The 21,718-nt window shown below is 64.9% G+C and carries 20 protein-coding genes and 1 pseudogene; 15 read left to right on the top strand and 6 right to left on the bottom strand.

The features are described 5' to 3' along the window. The first annotated feature begins 52 nt into the window (after positions 1–52). Together htpG and LU688_RS19025 are read left to right on the top strand one after the other, a co-directional pair. A complete protein-coding gene (gene htpG / locus LU688_RS19030) occupies positions 53–1,960 on the top strand; it encodes a molecular chaperone HtpG (protein WP_094012050.1) in 1,908 nt (635 codons plus the stop codon). A 101-nt stretch (positions 1,961–2,061) separates the two neighbouring features. Continuing rightward, the gene (locus LU688_RS19025; protein WP_023629622.1) at positions 2,062–2,787 is read left to right on the top strand and encodes a dienelactone hydrolase family protein; all 726 of its coding nucleotides are present in this window, start codon (positions 2,062–2,064) and stop codon (positions 2,785–2,787) included. A gap of 28 nt (positions 2,788–2,815) precedes the next feature. Here LU688_RS19025 and LU688_RS19020 read toward each other — a convergent pair whose 3' ends face one another. Continuing rightward, a complete protein-coding gene (locus tag LU688_RS19020; protein WP_094012051.1) occupies positions 2,816–3,679 on the bottom strand; it encodes a pirin family protein in 864 nt (287 codons plus the stop codon). Positions 3,680–3,788: 109 nt separating this feature from the next. On the opposite strand from LU688_RS19020, the gene LU688_RS19015 reads away from it, so the two are divergent. The 3 genes and pseudogenes from LU688_RS19015 (at position 3,789) to LU688_RS28035 (ending at position 6,536) form a co-directional block, all read left to right on the top strand. After that, positions 3,789–4,796 carry an amidohydrolase family protein gene (locus LU688_RS19015; RefSeq protein WP_232888259.1) on the top strand — a complete coding sequence of 336 codons (1,008 nt, stop codon included), beginning with the start codon at positions 3,789–3,791 and terminating at the stop codon, positions 4,794–4,796. Between the two features lie 114 nt (positions 4,797–4,910). Continuing rightward, positions 4,911–5,681, top strand: a pseudogene (locus LU688_RS28040) (MCP four helix bundle domain-containing protein); the annotation flags it as partial. Continuing rightward, positions 5,673–6,536, top strand: coding sequence for a methyl-accepting chemotaxis protein (locus tag LU688_RS28035; RefSeq protein ID WP_411829634.1), 864 nt, complete (start codon positions 5,673–5,675; stop codon positions 6,534–6,536). The pseudogene LU688_RS28040 and the gene LU688_RS28035, both read left to right, overlap by 9 nt. Before the next feature lie 204 nt (positions 6,537–6,740). On the opposite strand, the gene fabB is transcribed toward LU688_RS28035, so the two are convergent. From fabB to LU688_RS18985, 5 genes are all read right to left on the bottom strand, one after another. After that, entirely contained in the window at positions 6,741–7,958 is a 1,218-nt protein-coding gene (gene fabB, locus LU688_RS19005) for a beta-ketoacyl-ACP synthase I (RefSeq protein ID WP_038706500.1), read from the bottom strand. 11 nt (positions 7,959–7,969) lie between these two features. Then, entirely contained in the window at positions 7,970–8,485 is a 516-nt protein-coding gene (gene fabA, locus LU688_RS19000) for a 3-hydroxyacyl-[acyl-carrier-protein] dehydratase FabA (protein ID WP_023631260.1), read from the bottom strand. Positions 8,486–8,691: 206 nt separating this feature from the next. Next, complete coding sequence (locus LU688_RS18995) at positions 8,692–10,620, bottom strand: response regulator (protein WP_023631259.1); 1,929 nt, start codon at positions 10,618–10,620, stop codon at positions 8,692–8,694. Further along, positions 10,617–11,507: an ABC transporter substrate-binding protein gene (locus LU688_RS18990; RefSeq protein WP_023631258.1), complete on the bottom strand. Its 891-nt coding sequence runs from the start codon at positions 11,505–11,507 to the stop codon at positions 10,617–10,619. The genes LU688_RS18995 and LU688_RS18990 overlap by 4 nt, the downstream gene beginning before the upstream one ends. Then, on the bottom strand, positions 11,507–13,654 hold the full coding sequence (locus LU688_RS18985) for a TonB-dependent receptor plug domain-containing protein (protein ID WP_201755073.1): 2,148 nt from the start codon (positions 13,652–13,654) through the stop codon (positions 11,507–11,509). The genes LU688_RS18990 and LU688_RS18985 overlap by 1 nt, the downstream gene beginning before the upstream one ends. 141 nt (positions 13,655–13,795) lie before the next feature. Here LU688_RS18985 and LU688_RS18980 point away from each other — a divergent pair, with 141 nt between their 5' ends. From LU688_RS18980 to kdpA, 10 genes are all read left to right on the top strand, one after another. Then, positions 13,796–14,821 carry an NAD(P)H-dependent glycerol-3-phosphate dehydrogenase gene (locus LU688_RS18980; RefSeq protein ID WP_038706499.1) on the top strand — a complete coding sequence of 342 codons (1,026 nt, stop codon included), beginning with the start codon at positions 13,796–13,798 and terminating at the stop codon, positions 14,819–14,821. 11 nt (positions 14,822–14,832) lie between these two features. Continuing rightward, the gene (locus LU688_RS18975; protein ID WP_038706498.1) at positions 14,833–15,180 is read left to right on the top strand and encodes a DUF4389 domain-containing protein; all 348 of its coding nucleotides are present in this window, start codon (positions 14,833–14,835) and stop codon (positions 15,178–15,180) included. After that, positions 15,177–15,635, top strand: coding sequence for a phosphohistidine phosphatase SixA (gene sixA / locus LU688_RS18970; protein WP_160291104.1), 459 nt, complete (start codon positions 15,177–15,179; stop codon positions 15,633–15,635). Before LU688_RS18975 ends, sixA begins: the two co-directional genes overlap by 4 nt. A gap of 96 nt (positions 15,636–15,731) precedes the next feature. Next, complete coding sequence (locus tag LU688_RS18965) at positions 15,732–16,079, top strand: hypothetical protein (RefSeq protein ID WP_023632132.1); 348 nt, start codon at positions 15,732–15,734, stop codon at positions 16,077–16,079. Positions 16,080–16,174: 95 nt separating this feature from the next. Beyond that, the gene (locus tag LU688_RS18960; RefSeq protein WP_023632131.1) at positions 16,175–16,963 is read left to right on the top strand and encodes an alpha/beta fold hydrolase; all 789 of its coding nucleotides are present in this window, start codon (positions 16,175–16,177) and stop codon (positions 16,961–16,963) included. Then, on the top strand, positions 16,960–17,814 hold the full coding sequence (locus LU688_RS18955; RefSeq protein WP_160291105.1) for an alpha/beta hydrolase: 855 nt from the start codon (positions 16,960–16,962) through the stop codon (positions 17,812–17,814). The genes LU688_RS18960 and LU688_RS18955 overlap by 4 nt, the downstream gene beginning before the upstream one ends. A 102-nt stretch (positions 17,815–17,916) precedes the next feature. Beyond that, on the top strand, positions 17,917–18,711 hold the full coding sequence (locus LU688_RS18950; RefSeq protein ID WP_160291106.1) for a DUF4892 domain-containing protein: 795 nt from the start codon (positions 17,917–17,919) through the stop codon (positions 18,709–18,711). 12 nt (positions 18,712–18,723) lie between these two features. Continuing rightward, the gene (locus LU688_RS18945; protein WP_046857716.1) at positions 18,724–19,776 is read left to right on the top strand and encodes an AI-2E family transporter; all 1,053 of its coding nucleotides are present in this window, start codon (positions 18,724–18,726) and stop codon (positions 19,774–19,776) included. Between the two features lie 148 nt (positions 19,777–19,924). After that, a complete protein-coding gene (gene kdpF, locus LU688_RS18940) occupies positions 19,925–20,014 on the top strand; it encodes a K(+)-transporting ATPase subunit F (RefSeq protein WP_011534724.1) in 90 nt (29 codons plus the stop codon). 9 nt (positions 20,015–20,023) lie between these two features. Continuing rightward, the gene (gene kdpA / locus LU688_RS18935) at positions 20,024–21,718 is read left to right on the top strand and encodes a potassium-transporting ATPase subunit KdpA (RefSeq protein ID WP_094012055.1); all 1,695 of its coding nucleotides are present in this window, start codon (positions 20,024–20,026) and stop codon (positions 21,716–21,718) included.

Below are 21,718 nucleotides of genomic sequence, written 5' to 3'. Positions count from 1 at the left end.
GGCCCGCTGGCCGCCAGGCGTCACCAACCAACAGATTGGAGTTTTGAAGACCATGAGTGTGGAGACTCAAAAAGAAACCCTGGGCTTTCAGACCGAGGTAAAGCAACTGCTGCACCTCATGATCCATTCCCTGTATTCGAACAAGGAGATCTTCCTGCGCGAGCTGATCTCCAACGCCTCCGACGCCGCTGACAAGCTGCGCTTCGAGGCCCTGGCCAAGCCTGAGCTGCTCGAAGGCGACGCCGACCTGAAGATCCGCCTCAGCTTCGACAAGGCTGCCAACACCGTTACCCTCGAGGACAACGGCATCGGCATGAGCCGCGAAGACGTGATCGCGCACCTGGGTACCATTGCCAAGTCCGGTACCGCCGACTTCATGAAGAACCTCACCGGTGACCAGAAAAAGGACTCGCACCTGATCGGTCAGTTCGGTGTGGGCTTCTACTCCGCGTTCATTGTCGCCGACAAGGTCGACGTGTTCAGCCGTCGCGCCGGCCTGCCGGCCGCCGAGGGCGTGCACTGGTCATCCAAAGGCGAGGGCGAGTTTGAAGTCGCCACCATCGACAAGCCGCAGCGCGGTACCCGCATCGTCCTGCACCTGAAGAAGGGCGAGGATGAATTCGCCGATGGCTGGCGTCTGCGCAACGTGGTCAAGAAGTACTCCGACCACATCGCCCTGCCGATCGAGCTGCCCAAGGAGCAGGCCGAGGCCGCCGAAGGCGAGGAAAAGCCGGAGCAGGAATGGGAAACCGTCAACCGCGCCAGCGCCCTGTGGACCCGTTCGCGCACCGAGGTGAAGGACGAGGAGTACCAGGAGTTCTACAAGCACATCGGCCATGACTTCGAGAACCCGCTGGCCTGGAGCCACAACAAGGTCGAAGGCAAGCTCGAGTACAACTCGCTGCTGTACGTGCCGGCCCGCGCGCCGTTCGACCTGTATCAGCGCGAAGCGCCACGCGGCCTGAAACTGTACGTGCAGCGCGTGTTCATCATGGACCAGGCAGAGTCGTTCCTGCCGCTGTACCTGCGCTTCATCAAGGGCGTGGTCGACTCCAACGACCTGTCGCTGAACGTTTCCCGCGAGATCCTGCAGAAAGACCCGATCATCGACTCGATGAAGACCGCGCTGACCAAGCGTGTGCTGGACATGCTGGAGAAACTGGCGAAGAACGAACCCGAGCAGTACAAGGGCTTCTGGAAAAACTTCGGTCAGGTGCTCAAGGAAGGCCCAGCCGAGGACTTCGCCAACAAGGAGAAGATCGCCAGCCTGCTGCGCTTCGCCTCCACCCATGACGACAGCGGCGAGCAGAGCGTCGCCCTGGCCGACTACCTGGCCCGCGCCAAGGAAGGCCAGGACAAGATCTACTTCCTTACCGGCGAATCCTACGCCCAGGTCAAGAACAGCCCGCACCTGGAAGTCTTCCGCAAGAAAGGCATCGAAGTGCTGCTGCTCACCGACCGCATCGACGAGTGGCTGATGAGCTACCTCAACGAGTTCGACGGCAAGGCCTTCGTCGACGTCGCCCGCGGCGACCTGGACCTGGGAAGTCTGGACTCCGAAGAGGACAAGAAGGCCCAGGAAGAAGTCGCCAAGGACAAGGAAGGCCTGGTCGAGCGTCTCAAGGGCGCGCTGGGTGACAGCGTTGCCGAGGTGCGTGTCTCGCACCGCCTGACCGACTCGCCGGCGATCCTGGCCATCGGTGAACAGGACCTGGGCTTGCAGATGCGCCAGATCCTCGAGGCCAGCGGGCAGAAGGTGCCGGAGTCCAAGCCGATCTTCGAGTTCAACCCGAGCCACCCGCTGATCGAGAAGCTCGATGGCGAGCAGAGTGAAGACCGCTTCGCCGAGCTTTCGCACATCCTGTTCGACCAGGCGGCCCTGGCGGCCGGTGACAGCTTGAAGGATCCGGCGGCCTACGTACGCCGTCTCAACAAGCTGCTGGTCGAGCTGTCGGCTTGACCTGAGGCAAGAAAAGCCCGCTTCGGCGGGCTTTTTCATGTCTGCCGTTGCCACGAATACATCTATCCTGTCCTGACCCGTGAACGCCCAAGGAGAGCTGAATGAGCAAGGTCATCGTCGAGTCGTTGGTTTATCACCTGTCAGGCAAGGCTTACGAAAGCCGCCTGGTCTACGCCCCGGGCGCGCTGCCGCAGCCGGGCCTGGTGATGGCGCCGAACTGGATGGGTATCGGCGAGGGCGCCGAACGTATCGCCAAGGAAGTGGCCGAGCAAGGCTATGTGGTGCTGATTGCCGACTTGTATGGCCAGTCGGTGCGGCCGTCCAATGCTGACGAAGCCGGTACGGCGATGATGCCGCTGAAGAACGACCGCGCCGAACTTCGCAAGCGCATGCAGGAAGCGTTGGCGCAATTGCTCGGGCAGTCCAAGGCGCTGCTCGAGCCAGGCAAGGTCGCGACGTTCGGTTTCTGCTTTGGCGGCTGCTGTGCCCTGGAGCTTGCCCGCACCGGCGCCGATCTGAGGGCAGCGGTGTCGTTCCACGGCACGCTGGATACCCCGAACCCCGAGGATGCCAAGCGCATCAAGGGTTCGGTGCTGGTGCTGCATGGTGCCTCCGACCCATTGGTGCCAAGGGAACAGTTGCCAGCCTTCGAAGAAGAGATGAATGCTGCCAAGGTTGACTGGCAGTTGCTCAGCTATGGCGGGGCGGTGCACTCGTTCACCGATCCGAACGCCAATGTGCCGGGCAAGATGCAGTACGACCGGCGCACCTCGGAGCGGGCATTCCGCTCGATGCATAACTTGCTCAAGGAAGTGTTCGCAAGCTGAAGGCTCAGGGGCCGCCAAGCGGCCCCAATCAGCGCGGCAGTTCGATCCGCCCGCTTTCTCCCGGCACCACCGGCCAATCCCCAGCCGCCCAGCGCGCCCGTGCCGCTTCTATCAATCCCGGGTCACTGGCGACGAAGTTCCAGTTCATCCGCCGCGGTCCGTCTAGCGGCGCGCCGCCGATCAGCACCAGCTGGCACTCATCTTCGGCATACAAGCTCACGACTTCGCCCTCGGGTAGCACCACCAGGCTGCATGGCTCGACGTCCTCGTTATCCAGCAGCAACTCACCTTCGAGCAGATACAGCGCGCGCTGCACGTGTTCCGTCGGCACGATCAGGGTGGTGGCCGCCTGCATGTGCACATGGGCGTAGAGCGTGGGGGAGAGCACCGGTACCGGTGAGGCCAGGCAGAAGCCTGTGCCGGCGATCATGCGGATCCGCACGCCGAGGCTGTCACTGGCCGGCAGGCTGTCGGCCGGATGATGACTGTAGCTTGCCGGGCCCTGCTCGTCGGACTTCGGCGAGGCCAGCCAGACCTGCAGCCCATGCAGCCGCGAGCCGCGCTCGAACACCTCGGCCGGCGTGCGCTCGACATGCGCCACGCCCGCTCCGGCGGTCATCCAGCTGACGTCTCCTGGGCGCACGCGCTGGTCCGAGCCGAGGCTGTCCTTGTGCTGGATTTCACCCTCGAACAGGTAGGTGAGGGTGGAAAGGCCAATATGAGGGTGCTGGCGAATGTCCATGCCATGACCCGGCGCGTAGTCGGTTTCCAGCATATGGTCGAAGAACACGAAAGGGCCTACGCTGCGGCACTGCGCCGAGGGCAGCGGGCGCAGGATCGGCTGGCCCTCGACCGATTCGGCGCGTGGGCGGATGACCAGGGGGCTGCTCATGGCGACACTCCTTGAGGGATGCCTGCAAGCATAGCGTTTTGCCGTCCGTGGCTGAACCGTCGCGAGCGCTGCCCGGTCTACTCTTGCGGTACCGGCAAAGGAGCCTGAGATGATTGCCCGCACATTGGCCTGCCTGCTGTTGAGTGCAAGTCTGTTCGACACTGCGCAAGCCCGCGACTACCGCTACAGCGACGCCCATCTGCACTACGTGGATTTCTTCCAGGAAACCGAAGGCATGCCGGCCTTGCTCAAGGCCATGGACGAGGCCGGGGTGGAGCAGTCGATGATCTCCGGCATCCCGGTGGCGAAGAAATGGCACGAGGACGAACCCAAGCGTCCGCGCTACTACGCCGGCGACGATGCCGATGCCTACTGGTACAGCGCCACCGACCTGTACGTCGCCGCCGCTCTGGAAAAGCTGCCTGCTGAGCAGCGCAGGCGTTTCCACCCGTTTCTCACCGGCTTCAACCCGGTGGACAAGAACGCCGTCAGCCATATCGAGCGCATGCTCGAGCTTTATCCGGGGTTGTGGCAGGGCATCGGCGAGGTATTTACCCGCCATGACGACCTCACCGCCCTGACCAGCGGCGACACGCCTCGCGCCAACAACGAGGCCATGACCCGCGTCTATCACCTGGCTGCCGAGCGCGACCTGCCGGTGTTGCTGCACTCGAACATCACCTCCAAGCGCGAGCGCAACCCACTCTACTTGGCGGAAATCGAAGAGCCGTTGCGTAACCACCCGCATACCCGCTTCATCTGGGCCCATGCCGGCAGCAGCATGGAGATTCACCGGCACCAGGAGCGCATGGACTTTCTCCTGCCGGTGCTCAACCGATTGCTCGAGGACTATCCCAACCTGTACGTGGACCTGTCCTGGAGCGTGCTTGAGCCCTATCTGCTGGATGAGCAGGGCGTGCCACGCCAGGACTGGGTCGAGTTGGTCGTGCGCTTTCCCGAGCGCTTTATGCTCGGGTCCGATGTGGTGGGGCGCTTTGGCAGCATCGGCGAGCAGATGCACGCTTTCGATCCATTCCTCGATGCCTTGCCCGAAGCGGTGGCAGAGCGGGTGAGCAGGAAAAATTTTATTGAGCTGCTGCCAAAACGCACGAAATAGCGAGTTTCATGAGCAGATGTCGTTTTGATATCGCCTTTTCGTCTTACGCAATTTCCATGTGGCCCGATACCTTTTTTAAGCAACGGACTATCACGCTTGGGAGGGATCCTGGAAATGAGCTTGAGACGCTTGAATATAGCGCCGCGCGCTGGGCTTGGCTTTGGCATCATGGCGCTGCTGGTGGTGGCGCTGGGTGGCTTCGCATTGCAACAGATGACCAATATGCGCCAGCAGTCCGAGCAGGTGGACAACAACTGGCTGCCGAGCGTGATCTCGGTGGGCAGCATGACCCAGGACATGTTACGCATCCGCGCCTTGACCTTGCGGTTGTTGGTCAATACCGACCCGGTTGCCCAGCAGCAGAACCGTGCTCGCATAGACGAGGTCAAGGGCGGCCTGAGCAAGGCGCAGAGTCACTACGATGCCTTGATCGTGCTTCCTGAAGAGCGGACGTTGTTCGATCGCTACCAGGTTCTCGAGCGCCAATACATGACCTTGCAAGGGCAAGTCGTACAACTGGCCACCGATGGGCATGTCCAGGCGGCGGCGACGCTGGTCAACGGCGAGATGAACCAGTTGGCCGATCAGATGACTGCGACCCTCAACGAGTTGATCGAGCTGAACAACCATCAGGCCAACTCAGCCACCGACATGGCCGAGGCTGTGTACAACGGTGCGAAAGTTTGGGTCGGCGTGTTGCTGGTGATTGCCCTGAGCCTGACTGTGGTGCTCGCCCTGGCTTTGACCCGCAGCATCGTGCGGCCGCTAGGTCAGTCGCTGAGGGTTGCCGAGACGGTCGCCACCGGCGACCTCACACCGCAGATCACCGTGCAGGGCGACGATGAGCCAGCACGCTTGCTGGCAGCCCTCAAGAGCATGCAGCAGAGCCTGCGCGAGACCATTGGGAGAATCTCAGACTCGGCCAACCAGTTGGCCTCGGCTTCCGAAGAACTGAGCGCGGTCACTGAGGACGCGACCCGTGGCCTGCAGCAACAAAGCATGGAAATCGAGCAAGCCGCCACTGCGGTTAACCAGATGACTGTGGCAGTGGAGGAGGTGGCGAGCAACGCGGTGGCTACCTCCGAGGCTTCGCGTGAGTCAGACCAGATCGCTCGCCGCGGGCGCGAGCAGGTGCAGGCCACGGTCACTGCCATCGAGGCATTGGCCAGTGGCGTGGCGGGCAACGCCGAGGAGGTGGGGCAGTTGGCCCAGCAGGTGCACGACATCAGCAAGGTGCTGGATGTCATCGGCTCGATCGCCGAGCAGACCAACCTGCTGGCGCTCAACGCTGCCATCGAGGCAGCGCGCGCCGGCGAAGCCGGGCGAGGATTCGCCGTGGTCGCCGACGAGGTGCGGGCGTTGGCTCACCGTACGCAGACCTCGACGCAGGAGATCGAGCAGATGATCGTGGCCATCCGTAGCGGTGCCGAGCGGGCGGTGCAGGGCATGCAGCATAGCGATGCCCAGGCCCGTTCGACCCTGGACGGGGCCCATGCCGCGGGCCAGGCGCTGGAGGCGATCGCTGCGGCCATCGGCCAGATCAACGAGCGCAACCTGGTGATCGCCAGTGCCTCGGAGCAGCAGGCCCAGGTGGCGCGGGAGGTGGACCGTAACCTGACCACCATCCGCGACCTGGCGCATCAGTCGTCGGCGGGGGCCGAGCAGACGTCTGCAGCGAGCCAGGCCCTGTCGCGGCTGGCGGTGGACCTCAATACCCTGGTGCAGCGCTTCTCGGTGTAAGGGCCCTCGCGGGGCAAGCCAGCTCCCACGCCATCGGCTCAAGGTCATGTGGATGTGGGCTGCCCCCAGAAACTGGACATCAATCCAACCCTGGCGGGCAGTCCATGGCGTGGGAGTGGGCTTGCCCCGCGATGAGGGCCGGCAGGGCACAAACAAAAACGCCCGGACCAAGGTCCGGGCGTTCTCGTTCAGCGTGTCAGCCTATCACTTGCCTTCCCAGCGCTTGAGCACCAGGGTGGCGTTGGTGCCGCCGAAGCCGAAGCTGTTGCTCATCACGGTGGTGAGCTTGGCGTCTTCGGTCTTGCGCACGATCGGCAGGTCCGCGACTTCCGGATCCAGCTCGTCGATGTTGGCGGAGCCGGCGATGAAGTTGTTTTCCATCATCAGCAGGCAGTAGATCGCCTCGTGCACGCCTGCGGCGCCCAGCGAGTGACCCGACAGGCTCTTGGTCGAGCTGATCTTCGGTGCCTTGTCGCCGAACACTTCACGTACGCCCTTCATCTCGGCGACGTCGCCGACCGGGGTGGAGGTGCCGTGGGTGTTCAGATAGTCGATCGGGGTATCGACGGTGGACAGCGCCTGCTGCATGCAGCGGATAGCGCCTTCGCCGCTTGGAGCGACCATGTCGTAGCCATCGGAGGTCGCGCCGTAGCCGACGATCTCTGCGTAGATCTTGGCGCCACGGGCCAGGGCGTGCTCAAGTTCTTCGACCACGACCATGCCGCCGCCGCCGGCGATGACGAAGCCGTCACGATCGGCGTCGTAGGCGCGCGAGGCCAGTTCGGGGGTTTCGTTGCGCTTGGTCGACAGGGCGCCCATGGCATCGAACAGGAACGACTGGCTCCAGTGCTCTTCTTCACCGCCGCCGGCGAACACGATGTCCTGCTTGCCCCACTGGATCTGCTCCATGGCGGTGCCGATGCAGTGTGCAGAGGTCGCGCAGGCCGACGAGATCGAGTAGTTGATGCCCTTGATCTTGAACGGGGTGGCCAGGCACGCCGACACGGTGCTGCCCATGGTGCGGGTGACGCGGTACGGACCAACGCGCTTGACGCCTTTCTCGCGCAGGGTGTCCAGGGCTTCCATCTGGTTCAGGGTGGAAGCGCCGCCGGAGCCGGCCACCAGGCCGGTGCGCGGGTTGGAGATCTGCTCTTCGCTCAGGCCAGAGTCCTTGATCGCGTCCTGCATCGCCAGGTAGGCGTAGGCTGCGGCATGGCCGACGAAACGGTAGACCTTGCGGTCGATCAGCTCTTCGAGGTTCAGGTCGATGGAACCGGAAACCTGGCTACGCAGCCCCATTTCCTTGTATTCCGGGTTGTAACGGATACCCGGACGGCTGTTGCGCAGGTTTTCGGTGACGGTCTCTTTGTCATTGCCCAGGCACGATACGATGCCCAGACCAGTGATAACGACGCGGCGCATGCGAATAACCCTTAGAAATTGTCAGTGGAGGTGAACACGCCGACCCGCAGGCCTTCGGCGGTGTAGATCTCGCGGCCGTCGACGCTGACCGAGCCATCGGCGATGGCCATGTTCAGTTTGCCCTTGAGGACGCGCTTGATGTGGATGTTGTAGGTGACTTTCTTGGCGGTGGGTAGTACCTGGCCGAAGAATTTCACTTCGCCCGAACCCAGCGCACGACCGCGGCCCGGCAGGCCCTGCCAGCCGAGGAAGAAGCCGACCAATTGCCACATGGCGTCGAGGCCCAGGCAGCCTGGCATTACCGGGTCGCCTTCGAAGTGGCAGGCGAAGAACCAAAGGTCTGGATTGATATCCAGCTCGGCGACCAATTCACCTTTGCCGAACTTGCCGCCTTCCTCGCTGATATGGGTGATGCGATCGACCATCAGCATGTTCGGGGCGGGCAGTTGCGCATTACCGGGGCCGAACAGCTCACCGCGACTGCAGCGCAGCAGGTCTTCCCGAGTAAAGGCGTTTTGTTTGGTCATGCGAGCTCCTCAATAACCCCCTGTGGCAGGGGACGAATCTTCCCGGCCGGCCCGAAGCGCTTTGCATCCGAGGCGGCAGCCTACAGGTAGACTATTGCGTTGTGGTGAAAGTCACAGCGCACCTGGCAAAAGAAGTACAGGTGTGCACTGAAATGTTATTTTCCGGCCCAGCGACGGTCCTGTCCAGTCCTTAAGACTGCCGCAATTTAGCATTTATCGCCAGTCGCAACTGCCTGACCGGGCAACCAACGCCGCAGGATGCGCTGCAGGTCGGTACGTTTGAATGGCTTGCTCAGGTAATCGTTCATTCCGGCGGCCAGGCAACGTTCACGGTCGCCCTGCAGCGCGCTGGCGGTCAGGGCGATGATCGGCAGCCCTTCTGCCTGGGGCAGCAGGCGGATGCGACGGGTAGCCTCGTATCCGTCCACCTGGGGCAGGCGGCAATCCATCAGCACCGCGGCGAAACGCTGCTGGCCGACCAGGTCGATCGCCTGGGCACCGTCCATGGCCAGGCTGACCTCAAAACCCAGGCTGCGCAGCATCGCTTCGATGACGCTCTGATTGACCGGATTGTCCTCAACCAGCAGGATCCGCCCGCCGTCGTCAGCCGCAGCGCTGTCCACTAGCGTGCTGCCGGGCAGGACGGAAGTGGCGCTGGCCAGTACCAGCGGCATTTCCAGGGTGAAGGTCGAGCCCAGGCCTTCGCGGCTTTCGCCGCGCAGCTGGCCGCCCATCCGTTCGGCCAGGGTGCGGGCGATCGACAGCCCCAAGCCGGTACCGCCGTAGCGTCGGGAGATGGTGTTGTCGGCCTGCTGGAAGGCCACGAACATCATTTCCAGGCGGTTGCTGTCGATGCCGATGCCGGTATCGCGCACGGTGCAGGTCAGCCAGATCAGTTGGCGGTCGAGCACCTGCCAGCGCGCGTCGATGGCCACCTCGCCTCGCTCGGTGAATTTCAGCGCATTACCCACCAGGTTCAACAGGATCTGGCGGATCCGCGTCGGGTCGCCCACCACCTGAAGCTGGTTCATGGCGCAGGGCAGTTGCAGGCGCAGGTCGAGGTCGCGCTGCTGGGCGGTGTGCTGGAACGACTGCACGCTGCTGGTGATCAGGTCGCCCAGGTTGAACTCGATGTGCTCCAGTTCCAGCGCCGCGCGCTCGATCCGCGAGAAGTCGAGGATGTCGTTGATTACCTTGAGCAAGTGCCCTGTGGATTCGCTGGCCACGGCGGTGTATTCGGCCTGCTCGCCAGTCATCTCGGTGGTTTCGAGCAACTGCAGCATGCCCAGCACGCCGTTCATGGGTGTACGCAGCTCGTGGCTCATCATTGCCAGGAAGTCGGACTTGGCGCGGTTGGCTTGCTCGGCCTCTTCGCGCGCCTGGATCAGCTGGCCCATGGCCTGCTGTTGTTCATGGGCGGCCTGATCGAGGGCGCTGGCGAGGTTGTTGATGTGCCGTGCCAGGTGGCCCAGTTCGCTGTCGTCGACCACTGGCAGGGGGGCGTTGAAGTCGCCCTGTTGGATGGCGCGAACCGCGTGGCCCATCTCGCTGATCGGCCGGGACAGGCTGGTGGCCAGGCGACGGGCTAGCAGGAAGGTGAACAGCAGGGCGAACAGTGCGAGGATCGCGGCCTTGATCACGATTTCCTGCTGGCGCTGGCTGAAGGCGTCGTCGGACATCCCGACGATCACTCGCCCGAGGTAGTCGTCGCCAATGTTTGGTGGCGCCGCCTTGCCCTGCAGGAAGTCGTTGTCCAGGCGGATTTGCTGCAGGCGGATCGGCGCCTGAAACACCTCGACTCGTTGGGCGCGGTTGAGGCTTTCATCGGGCTGCTCGACATACACCAGAATATGGTTGCGGCTGTCCTGGACCTCGAGAAAGCGCACGTGGGGAATGCTCAAGGTCGCGCGCATGAGGCTCTCGAGCACTTCGTTGTTGCCCGAGATCACCCCGTATTCGGACGCCGGCGCCAGCTGGTTGGCAATCAGTTGCCCGGTGTGGTTGAGCTCCTGGCGCAAATCCTGGATGCGCACGAAGGTGAAGAAACTGATCAGCAGCAAGGTCAGCAGCAGGGCGGGACCCAGGCTGATGATCTGGGTGCGCGTATGGATATCCCAGCTCAGGCGCTTGCTCATGGCGTGGAGGCTCCTGCGGCGAGGGCCAGTGCGGCGGCGTCCGGATCGATCGCTTCCAGACCCAGCGCCCGGGCCACCTGTTGGTTCCCGCTGACACCAAAGTGCGCGGGGTACAGGCTGCGGGGCCAGCGGGCCGACGGTTGCTCGAGCAATTGCTCGAGTACCGCCAGCCAATCGTCCTGGTCGCTGTAGGTGCTGGCCAGGGCGCCGGCGCGGACGAAACCGACGTTGGGGCCGATCAGCGCCATCTGCCTGCCATAGCTGCTGAGCAGGACATTCTTGGCTGATTTCGAGTTATACAGGTCCGGGTCGTCCAGCCCGAGCAGCACGTCACTGTTATTGAGTACGTGTTGCAATGGCCGACTGTCGCGCAGGTCGGGCCAATCCTGGGCGACGATTTCCAGCCCCAAGGGGTGGGCGGCCTGGCGCAGTTCGTCGAGCAGGAAGCGGCTGTGTTCGCCATACAGCACGCCAATGCGCCGGGCCTGCGGCAGCAGATAGCGGGCCAGGCGCAATTGGCGGGCCAGCGGCGGGTCACTCCACAGCAGGGTGAGATAGGCGGGACGCGAAGTGCCCAGGCGTTGTTCGGCCTGGACCCGGCTGACCCGCAGCGCCAGGGCTGAAGGGCCTGCGGCCTCCGCAAGGCGCCATTCCAGAGCTGGGGTGTCGAGCAGTACCAGTCGCGTGTCAGCCTTGAGTTTACCTGGGCCAGGTAGCTGTTCGACGGTCTGGAACCGCACCTGGTCGTGGGGCCTGCGCTTTTCCAGGGCTGCGACGAAGCTGCGGATGCCGGGCTGGTCTTCGCCGCCGACCAGCAGGATTTCGCTGGCCGACAGTGATCCCAGGGGCCACAGGCACAGCAGCAGCAGGCGCAGCAGGCGCACCATCAGAACTCCAGCTCCGCGCTGACGCTCAGGCGGTGGCGGCTGTCATAGCGGTTCTGCTCGAGGGTGACCGGTTCGTCATCCAGGCGCTGCTGCCACAGTGCGGCCAGTTCCAGGTTGCTGCCGTGGATCTTGAAGCGCTTGGCCACGCGCAGGTCGACCCGCTCGTAGCGGTACTGGTTGAGGGCATCGTCGCCGTAATAGAAGAGGGCGCTGGACCAGCCCTCGCCCCAGTCGCGCAGCCAGCCGGCCGAGCCGCTGTTGCGGGCACTCAGGCGGCGATCGGCCGGGTTGCTGGCCCAGGCGTCGACATAGGCATAGGTCAGGCGCAGGCGGTCGCGCTGGGTGGCGCGCCAGTCGAACTGCGCCTCGCTGCCGCTGAAACGGGCCTTGTTGGCGTTGCTGGCGATGAACTGGTTGTTCTTTAACGGCTCGCTGATCATGCCGGTGATTTCGTCGTAGAACAGTTTCACGTCGACGTTCAGGTCGATGTCGCTGAAGGCGCCGTTGTAGCCGAGTTCTCGCGAACGCATGCGCTCCTGGTCGAGGTTGCCGGGGCCGCGGGTCTTGACGAAATATTCGCCGTTCTGCAGCCCGTACAGGTTGGGCGAGAGGTTCTTGACCGTGTAGCTCCAGTTGACGTTGTTCTCGAACATGTCCGGCGAGCGAATGGCCTCGGAATACACCGCGCGCAAGCCATGGCGAGGAGTGATCAGGTAGTTCACCGCCACACGCGGGGTCAGCGAGTTGCCCGACAGCTGCGAATGTTCGTACATGGCGCCGCCCTGGAGGATCCAGTGCTCGTCGGCGCGCCATTCGAGCTGGCCGAACAGGCGCCAGGTCTGGTCGTCGATGCTGCCGTTGAAGTAGGTCTGCGAGTCGGCGCGGTCGTAGCGGTAGTTCATGCCGCTGACCAGGCGCAGGCTGTCGGTGAGGCTCAGGGTGTCCTGGATTTCCAGGTCATAGCGGGTTTCGCGGGTGCTCTGGTCGACGTCGCCGCAGATCGTGTTGCGCCCGCCGCTGGCCCACTGGCTCTGCACCTGGCCCATCAGCGAGCCGAGCACCGGATTGGTGGTGCTGGGCAGGTTGCCGGTGTACAGATTGCGCGCGACCTTCTCGGCGAAGTTCGGGTCGAGCTGCCACAGGCGTGTCAGCTCGGGGCTGAAGGCAATTGCCGCATCGCAGGCGCGCCACACCTGCTGACGGTCGAAGTGCTGCGCCGAACCCTGCACATAGAGGCTGTGCTCGGGGTTGAGGTCGAGGTTCCAGCGCACCGAGCCTGCATAGTCCTTGGCGTTGACGTCGGCGTTGTCGCCGGCGCGGTAGTTGCCGAACACCGGCTGGTAGGTGTAGGGGCGCTGGTTGCTGCCTTCCTTGGCCGCCAGTTGCCATTCCAGGGTCTGGTCGGGCGCCAGGGTATGCACGGCATTGATGTTGATGCGGTTGGCACGGCGGCTGTCGCGGTAGTCGTGGCCGAACTGGTCCTGGTCGAAGCCGTCGTCCTGCTGGCCGGAGAGCGACAGGCGCAGGTCGCCGCTGTCCCAGCCGAAGCCCTGGCTTGCGTAGTAGTCGTTGATGCCGTCCTGGCCGCGAGTCAGCTTGACCCGCGTGCCATGGCTGTCGGCGGGGTTGCGGGTGAGGATGTTGACCACCGCCATCAGCGCGTTGGCGCCGTAGCTGACGGTGTTCGGGCCGCGGAACACCTCGATGCGCTCGATATCCTCGATGGCCACCGGGATGTCGCTCCAGTCCACCGTGGCCAGCCCTGCGCGGTACACCGAGCGGCCATCGATCAGCACCTGCATGCGCCGGGCGTCGCTGACGTTGCTGCCGTGGTAGTTGACCGTCGGCTGGTTTCCGGCGCCGTAGCCGATCATCATGCCCGGCACCAGGCGCAGCAGCTCGGGGATGTCGCGGGCACCGCTGGCACGGATCAGCTCGTTATCGAGCACGGTCATGCTGCCTGGAACCGCCGCCGGGGATTGTTTCAGGCGCGTGGCGGTCAGAACCTGCGGCAGGTCCTGGTTGTCGATGAACAGGTCCTCGGCCATGGCCGGGCCGCCCAGCAGGGCAGTCAGCAACAGCAGGCGTGGATAGGGTGGCGTGCCAGGGAACACGAAACGGCCTTGTTTCAGAAATTTATCAGGCATGTTAACCGACCATGCGGCTTTTGCCAGTGCGACACCATGACAGGCCCGCCCTGCAATGGGCAGGTACTGCCACTGGCTCTGGCGCATGCGCGCCGTATAATGCGCACGTCGCCACTTACTTTATTGGTTAACGGATTGGATATGACTGAACAGCAACCTGTTGCAGTTCTTGGAGGCGGCAGCTTCGGCACCGCCGTGGCGAACCTCTTGGCACAGAACGGCCATCCGGTGCGGCAGTGGATGCGCGACCCGGCGCAAGCCGAGGCAATGCGCGTCGACCGCGAGAATCCGCGTTACCTCAAGGGCATCCGCCTGCATGACGGCGTCGAACCGGTCAACGACCTGCTCGCCACCCTCCAGGGCAGCGCACTGATCTTTGTCGCCTTGCCCTCCAGCGCTTTGCGCAGCGTGCTGGCGCCCCACGCCGAGCTGCTGCGCGGCAAGGGCCTGGTCAGCCTGACCAAGGGCATCGAGGCGAACACCTTCAAGCTGATGAGCCAGATCCTCGAAGAGATCGCCCCCCAGGCACGCATCGGCGTGCTGTCAGGCCCCAACCTGGCCCGCGAGATTGCCGAGCATGCGTTGACCGCCACCGTGGTCGCCAGCGAGGACGAAGCGCTGTGCCAGCAGGTGCAGGCCGTGCTGCATGGCCGCACGTTCCGTGTCTACGCCAGCAGCGATCGCTTCGGCGTCGAGCTGGGCGGCGCGTTGAAGAACGTCTACGCCATCATCGCCGGCATGGCCGTGGCCCTGGGGATGGGCGAGAACACCAAGAGCATGCTGATTACCAGGGCCCTGGCCGAGATGACCCGCTTCGCCGTGAGCCAGGGCGCCAACCCCATGACTTTCCTCGGGCTGGCCGGGGTCGGTGACCTGATCGTCACCTGCTCCTCGCCCAAGAGCCGCAACTACCAGGTCGGCCATGCGCTGGGCCAGGGCCTGAGCCTCGAGCAGGCGGTCAGCCGACTGGGTGAAGTTGCAGAAGGTGTCAACACTCTCAAGGTGCTCAAGGCCAAGGCCCAGGAGGTGGGCGTGTACATGCCGCTGGTGGCGGGCCTGCACGCGATCCTGTTCGAGGGCCGCACGCTCAACCAGGTGATCGAGCACCTGATGCGCGCCGAGCCGAAGACCGATGTCGATTTCATTTCCACCAGCGGTTTCAACTGAGGGAGAAACGTATGAACGATACCCCGGAGCGCGCCCAGCGCGAGTCGATCATCCTGCGCGTGCTGTGGATGCTGGTGTTCCTGGTGGCCTGGCAACTGGCCGAGCTGCTGCTTGGCGGCCTGGTGCTGGTGCAACTGATCTACCGCCTGATCTACGGCGCGCCCAGCGCCAGCCTGATGAACTTCGGCGACAGCCTGAGCCAGTACCTGGCACAGATCGGTCGTTTCGGCACCTTCCACAGCGACCAGAAACCCTGGCCGTTCGCCGACTGGCCGACCCCGCGCACCCCGGAAGGCGAAGCGCCCCACGCCGTGGCCCCGGCGCCACACCCGGTGCGTGACGAGGAGCCCAAGCTGTGAAGCTGTGGGTGCTGCGCCATGGCGAGGCCGAGCCACGGGCCAACAGCGACGCCGAGCGGCGCCTGACCGCCCACGGTCGCGAGCAGGTGCTGCGCAGCGCCGCGCACCTGTTGGGCCAGCCGTTGCACGCAATCATTGCCAGCCCGTACGTGCGCGCCCAGCAGACCGCCGCCCTGGTGCACGGCGCCCTCGGTTTTTCCGAGCCGGTGCGTACCGTGGCCTGGCTGACGCCAGAGAGCGCTGTACAGCAGGTGATCGGCGAGATTGAGCACCTGGGGCTCGAGCATCTCCTGCTGGTCAGCCACCAACCCCTGGTGGGCAACCTGGTTGGTCAGCTCGAGCACGGCCATGCCCAGCAACCGGCACCGTTCAGCACGGCCAGCCTGGCCGAACTGGAGGGCGACTGGCCGCTGGCCGGCCTGATGACCCTGCGCAGCCTCAACCACCCTGGCTGACACCTGGCAACTGACATTTATGCCAGTTGCCGTTCGGGTCGCGCGGGCCTTAGCGTGGCGGCGTGCATGATCACAACGCCGCGCAAGGAATCATGGATGAGCAGGCAACGCCTGGAGCTGGTGCGCTCCGTCAATCCCCAGAGCGTGATCGACAAGCTGGACAGCCCCGCTGCGCTGGACTTCGCCGAGTACTGCCTGTTGCGCGACTGTGCCGACGCCAAGCTCGACCAGATGCTGCGCCGCTTCGAAGGCCAGTACGAGCTCGAGCAACTGCGCCAGGCCGGCATCCGCATGGCGCACCTGCTGCAATCCAGCTGCCTGGCGCTGCGCCGGCTGGCGGATACTCAGCAGGACCGTCAGCTGGCCCGCGAAGCCCTCGAGTGGCAACTGGCCTACATGCGTGCCTGCCTGCACCGTTCGATGGCCAGTTTCGACTCGCGATGACCTGATCGTCACTGGCGATGACCGTTCAGGACGTTGCCGCCAGCCGGTCGCTTGCCGACAATGGGCCATCCATCCCCCGTGCAGAGCAGGCGGCCATGTCGCAGCAGATCTTCTTCGCCCACGCCAATGGCTTCCCTTCGGCCACCTACGGCAAGCTGTTCGCCGCGCTGGCGCCGGACTACCAGGTGCATCACCTGGAACAGCACGCCCACGATCCGCGCTTTCCGGTCAACGACAACTGGCAGAACCTGGTGGACGAACTGCTGCATCACCTGGAGCGGCAGGACGCACCGGTCTGGGGTGTCGGTCACTCCCTGGGCGGTGTGCTGCACCTGCATGCGGCGCTGCGTCGGCCGGAGTTCTACCGCGGGGTGGTGATGCTCGATTCGCCGGTGCTGACCCGCGCCGACGAATGGCTGATCCAGGCCGCCAAGCGTCTGGGTTTCATCGACCGCATCACTCCGGCCGGGCGTACCCTGGGCCGGCGCGAGGCCTTTCCCGACCGAGACAGTGCGCGCCGTTACTTTACCGGCAAGACCCTGTTCCGCCACTTCGATCCGGAGTGCCTGGAGGCGTACCTGGAGCATGGCCTGGAGCAAGGCGAGGACGGTTTGCGCCTGCGCTTCGACCCCGCTACCGAAATCAGCATCTACCGCAGCATTCCGCATGTCAGCCCGGCCCGGCCACGTCAGTTGCAGGTGCCGCTGGCGATGGTGCGCGGGGCCCAGAGCCGGGTGATCCGCAAACACCACGCCCTGGCCGTGCGCGGCATGGCCAAAGGCGAGTACCACAGCCTGCCGGGTGGGCACATGTTCCCCCTGGAGCGGCCCACCGACACCGCCAGCCTGATCAAGGGCCTGTTCGACCGCTGGAGCCAGGCATGAGCGCCCAGGTCGAGGAGATCCGCCTGACGCTGGGCCACATCGAACTGGCCGCGCACCTGTTCGGTCCGGCCGACGGCCTGCCGGTGATCGCCCTGCATGGCTGGCTGGACAACGCCAACAGCTTCGCCCGTCTGGCGCCGCAGCTGAAAGGGCTGCGCATCGTCGCCCTGGACCTGGCCGGGCATGGTTATTCCGAGCATCGCCCGGTCGGTGCCGGCTACGCCCTGGCCGACTACGCCCACGACGTGCTGCGGGTTGCCGAGCAACTGGGCTGGAAACGCTTCGGCCTGCTCGGTCATTCGCTCGGCGCGATCATCTCGGTGCAACTGGCCGGCGCCTTGCCCGAGCGGGTCAGCCACCTGGCGCTGATCGACGGCGTGATCCCGCCGACGCTCAGCGAACAGGACGCTGCCGAGCGCCTGGGGCTGGCCTTGCAGGCGCAGCTGCGCCTGGAGAGCAAGCGCAAGTCGGTGTACCCGACCCTGGAGGAGGGCGTCGAGGCGCGCATGAAGGGCATGGTCGCGGTGAGCCGCGAAGCCGCCGAGTTACTGGCCCAACGCGGCCTGATGCCGGTGCCCGGCGGCTACAGCTGGCGCAGCGACAGCCGCCTCACCTTGCCTTCGCCCACCCGGCTGAACCAGGACCAGGCCATGGCCTTCGTCAAGCGCATCGCCTGCCCGGCCTGTCTGGTGGTGGCTGCCGACGGCATGCTGGCGCGCCACACGGAATTGCTGGAGCAGCTACCCTTCGAGCAGGTGACCCTGCCGGGCGGGCACCATCTGCACCTGAACGACGCCGAGGGCGCGGCCCTTGTCGCAGACTGTTTCAATCGCTTCTTTGGCATTCCTTGACTTGCACCGGACAAGTGTCGAGGCTTGGCGGGTTGAAAGGGAGACAACCATGTACATGCCAGACATCCACGCACCTTGCCCCGCCACCTGCGAGGGCGGTCGATGAGCGCACCTGTTTTCGTTCGCGGCGCCATCGCCGCGTGCCTCGCCATCGCCAGCCCGCTGCTCTGGGCTGGCAGCCTGCCGGTACCCGCAGACGCCAAGGTGGTCGACCAACGCCCGGCAGTGGAGCAGGAACGCGTCTACCCCATGGGCCCGCTGCGCAAGATCAGCGGCCGGCTGCGGGTCGACGACAAGGTCGAGAGTCGCGGCCAGGTCAGTTCCGTGACCTACGAATTGCCGGTCGAGCGCAGCGCTCGCGAAGCCTTCACCAGCGCCCGCGAGGCGTTGCAGCAGGACGGTGGCTACCCGTTGTTCTGGTGCCAGGGCCGCGACTGCGGCGAGGCCAGCTTGTGGGCCAACGATGTGTTCGCCAATGCCCGCCTCAATGGCGGTGACGAGCAACAGGCATTCATCCTGTTGCGTCGCTCCGCCGAAGAAGCCGACACCCTGGTGGCGCTATACAGCGTGACCCGCGGCAACCGCCGCGCCTACCTGCATGTCGAGGAGTTCGTCGCCGGCAGTCCGTTGGGCGAGCTGCTGCCCACCGCCGCCACGGTGCTGCGCGAGCTGCGCGACACCGGCAAGCTCGACTACCCTGACCTGGCCGAGCCCCAGGCCGCCTGGGCGACGCTGCTGGCCCGCAGCCTGAACCTCGACAGCACCCTGCGCGCCAGCCTCAGTGGCAAGGGCGCCGAAGCCTGGCGCGAGCAACTGGTCAAGGCCGGCGTACGCAGTGCCCGGCTCGAGGTGGGCGACGCCCCGACCGAAGGCCTGCACCTGGAACTGATCCGTTGAGTGAGCGCCACCATGGCCAACAATGACCGCCTGTTGATCCAGATCCTGCTGCTGACCCTGCTGGGCGCCGCGCTGTGGGTGATGGCGCCGTTCATCTCGGCGCTGCTGTGGGGCGCCATCCTGGCCTTCGCCAGCTGGCCGCTGATGCGCTTGCTGACCCGCGTGCTGGGTGGCCGTGAAACCCTCGCCGCGAGCCTGCTGACCACGGTGTGGATCCTGCTGGTGGCCATGCCGCTGGTGTGGCTGGGTTTCAACCTGGCCGACCATGTGCGTGATGCCACCGCGTTCATTCGTGATGTGCAGGTCGATGGCCTGCCGGACGCGCCCGCCTGGGTGGCCGGGATCCCATTCGTGGGTGAGCGCCTGGTTGGCTGGTGGGAGTCCTTCGACCAGCAGGGCGCGGCCTTGTTGGCCTCGGCCAAGCCGTACCTGGGGCAGGTCGGCAACTGGTTGCTGGCCCGCAGCGCGCAGATCGGCGGCGGGGTGCTGGAGCTGACCCTGAGCCTGGTGTTCGTTTTCTTCTTCTACCGCGACGGGCCACGCCTGGCGGCGTTCGTGCACCGCTTGCTGCAACGGCTGGTGGGCGAGCGCGCCGAGTACTACGTCGACCTGGTCGCCGGCACCGTGCAGCGGGTGGTCAACGGCGTGATCGGCACCGCTGCCGCCCAGGCGCTGCTGGCACTGATCGGCTTCCTGATCGCCGGCGTGCCGGGGGCCATCGTGCTGGGCCTGGTAACCTTCATGCTCAGCCTGATCCCCATGGGTCCGCCGCTGGCCTGGATACCGGCCACCGCCTGGCTGGTGTGGAAGGGCGACTACGGCATGGCGGTATTCCTGGGCGTCTGGGGCACCTTCATCATCAGCGGCGTGGACAACGTGCTCAAGCCGTACCTGATCAGCCGCGGCGGTAACCTGCCGCTGGTCATCGTGCTGCTCGGCGTGTTCGGCGGCCTGATCGCGTTCGGCTTCATCGGGCTGTTCATCGGGCCGACCTTGCTGGCGGTGGGGTACAGCCTGCTGCTGGACTGGAGCCGCAATACCGCGCAGCACACACCGCAGCGCTGATCTCCATCGCGGGCTTGCCCCGCGATCTATCAGCGATCTTTACGCTTTCTTTATGCCTTGACCCCACCCCCCATCTCGCCCCTTTACGCCCCTCCCTCGGACAATTTCCCCAAAGCGGCCTTCACGCCGCAACTAGGGGAGATTGCACATGTACATGCTCGACGGGCTGTCACTGCTTCTGGCGGTGGCGTTGGCGGTTTACCTGCTGGTGGCGCTGCTGCGCGCCGATCGCGGCTAAGGGGCGACCATGCACAGTTACGATTACCTGCTGCTGCTGGCGTTCTTCGCCATCGTGCTGTTGCCGGCGCCCTGGCTCGGACGCTTCTACTACAAGGTGATGGAAGGCCAGCGTACCTGGCTGTCTCCCCTCCTTGGACCGGTGGAGCGGGGGTGCTACCGCTTGGCCGGGGTAGATGCCGAACAGGAGCAGGGCTGGAAGCAGTACACCCTGGCGCTGCTGGCGTTCAACCTTGCGGGCTTCCTGCTGTTGTTCGCCGTGCTGCTGCTGCAAGGCTCGCTGCCACTGAACCCGCAGCACCTGCCGGGCCAGGAGTGGTCGCTGGCGTTCAACACTGCGGTCAGCTTCATGACCAACACCAACTGGCAAGCCTACAGCGGTGAAGCCTCGGTCAGCTACCTGACGCAAATGATCGGCCTGACCGTGCAGAACTTCGTCAGTGCCGCCACCGGCCTGGCTGTGCTGGTCGCCCTGTGCCGGGGTATTGCCCGCCGGTCTGCCAACACCCTGGGCAACTTCTGGGTCGACCTGACCCGCGCCACCCTCTACGGCCTGCTGCCGCTGTGCCTGGTGCTGGCGCTGCTGCTGGTCTGGCAAGGCGTGCCGCAGACCTTTGCCGACTACGTCCACGCCCTGACCCTGCAAGGCACCGACCAGACCATCCCGCTGGGCCCGGCCGCCAGCCAGATCGCCATCAAGCAGTTGGGCACCAACGGCGGTGGCTTCTTCGGCGTCAACTCGGCGCACCCGTTCGAGAACCCCACGGCCTGGAGCAACCTGTTCGAAGTGGCCTCGATCATCCTGATCCCGGTGGCCCTGGTATTCACCTTTGGCCACTATGTGAAGGACCTGCGCCAGAGCCGCGCGATCATCGCCTGCATGCTGGCGCTGTTCCTGATCGGTGGCAGCACCGCGCTGTGGTCGGAACACCAGCCCAACCCGGCCCTGGAAAGCGCCCAGGTGCAACAAGGCGCGCCGCTGGAAGGCAAGGAAAGCCGCTTTGGCACCACCGGTTCGGTGCTGTGGACGGTGACCACCACCTCAGCTTCCAACGGTTCGGTCAACGCCATGCACGACAGCCTCAACCCACTGACCGGCATGGTGGCGATGGTCAACATGATGCTTGGCGAGGTGATCTTCGGCGGCGTCGGCGCCGGCCTCTACGGCATGCTGCTGTTCGTGTTGATCGCCGTGTTCCTGGCCGGCCTGATGATCGGCCGCACCCCGGAATACCTGGGCAAGAAGCTGCAGGCCCGTGAAGTGCAACTGCTGGTGGCGACCCTGCTGGTGATGCCGGTGGGCGTGCTGGTGCTCGGCGCCATCGCCGCCAGCCTGTCCGGACCTGCCGGCGCGGTGACCAACCCCGGCGCCCACGGCTTCAGCCAACTGTTGTACGCCTACACCTCCGGTACCGCCAACAATGGCTCAGCGTTCGCCGGCTTCGGTGCCAACACCCCGTTCCACAACGTGATGATTGGCCTGGCCATGCTGATCGGCCGCTTCGGCTACATCCTGCCGGTGCTGGCCCTGGCCGGTAGCCTGGCGGCCAAGAAGAGCGCGCCACAAGGCCTGAACAGCTTCCCCACCCACGGCCCGCTGTTCACCACGCTGCTGCTGGTGACCATCCTGCTGGTAGGTGGCCTGACCTTCCTGCCGACCCTGGCCCTGGGGCCGATTGCCGAACACCTGAGCCTGGGTTTCTGA

This window comes from Pseudomonas soli, assembly GCF_021283165.2.
GTDB classification, from domain to species: Bacteria; Pseudomonadota; Gammaproteobacteria; order Pseudomonadales; family Pseudomonadaceae; genus Aquipseudomonas; species Aquipseudomonas soli.
This window is presented reverse-complemented; position numbering and strand designations above follow the sequence as displayed.

Bases quoted from the DNA above. Each gene is read 5' to 3' on its own strand.
- htpG (WP_094012050.1), top strand. From the start codon at position 53: ATGAGTGTGGAGACTCAAAAAGAAACCCTGGGCTTTCAGACCGAGGTA.
- LU688_RS19025 (WP_023629622.1), top strand. From the start codon at position 2,062: ATGAGCAAGGTCATCGTCGAGTCGTTGGTTTATCACCTGTCAGGCAAG.
- LU688_RS19020 (WP_094012051.1), bottom strand. From the start codon at position 3,679: ATGAGCAGCCCCCTGGTCATCCGCCCACGCGCCGAATCGGTCGAGGGC.
- LU688_RS19015 (WP_232888259.1), top strand. From the start codon at position 3,789: ATGATTGCCCGCACATTGGCCTGCCTGCTGTTGAGTGCAAGTCTGTTC.
- LU688_RS28035 (WP_411829634.1), top strand. From the start codon at position 5,673: ATGCAGCAGAGCCTGCGCGAGACCATTGGGAGAATCTCAGACTCGGCC.
- fabB (WP_038706500.1), bottom strand. From the start codon at position 7,958: ATGCGCCGCGTCGTTATCACTGGTCTGGGCATCGTATCGTGCCTGGGC.
- fabA (WP_023631260.1), bottom strand. From the start codon at position 8,485: ATGACCAAACAAAACGCCTTTACTCGGGAAGACCTGCTGCGCTGCAGT.
- LU688_RS18995 (WP_023631259.1), bottom strand. From the start codon at position 10,620: ATGAGCAAGCGCCTGAGCTGGGATATCCATACGCGCACCCAGATCATC.
- LU688_RS18990 (WP_023631258.1), bottom strand. From the start codon at position 11,507: ATGGTGCGCCTGCTGCGCCTGCTGCTGCTGTGCCTGTGGCCCCTGGGA.
- LU688_RS18985 (WP_201755073.1), bottom strand. From the start codon at position 13,654: ATGCCTGATAAATTTCTGAAACAAGGCCGTTTCGTGTTCCCTGGCACG.
- LU688_RS18980 (WP_038706499.1), top strand. From the start codon at position 13,796: ATGACTGAACAGCAACCTGTTGCAGTTCTTGGAGGCGGCAGCTTCGGC.
- LU688_RS18975 (WP_038706498.1), top strand. From the start codon at position 14,833: ATGAACGATACCCCGGAGCGCGCCCAGCGCGAGTCGATCATCCTGCGC.
- LU688_RS18965 (WP_023632132.1), top strand. From the start codon at position 15,732: ATGAGCAGGCAACGCCTGGAGCTGGTGCGCTCCGTCAATCCCCAGAGC.
- LU688_RS18960 (WP_023632131.1), top strand. From the start codon at position 16,175: ATGTCGCAGCAGATCTTCTTCGCCCACGCCAATGGCTTCCCTTCGGCC.
- LU688_RS18955 (WP_160291105.1), top strand. From the start codon at position 16,960: ATGAGCGCCCAGGTCGAGGAGATCCGCCTGACGCTGGGCCACATCGAA.
- LU688_RS18950 (WP_160291106.1), top strand. From the start codon at position 17,917: ATGAGCGCACCTGTTTTCGTTCGCGGCGCCATCGCCGCGTGCCTCGCC.
- LU688_RS18945 (WP_046857716.1), top strand. From the start codon at position 18,724: ATGGCCAACAATGACCGCCTGTTGATCCAGATCCTGCTGCTGACCCTG.
- kdpF (WP_011534724.1), top strand. From the start codon at position 19,925: ATGTACATGCTCGACGGGCTGTCACTGCTTCTGGCGGTGGCGTTGGCG.
- kdpA (WP_094012055.1), top strand. From the start codon at position 20,024: ATGCACAGTTACGATTACCTGCTGCTGCTGGCGTTCTTCGCCATCGTG.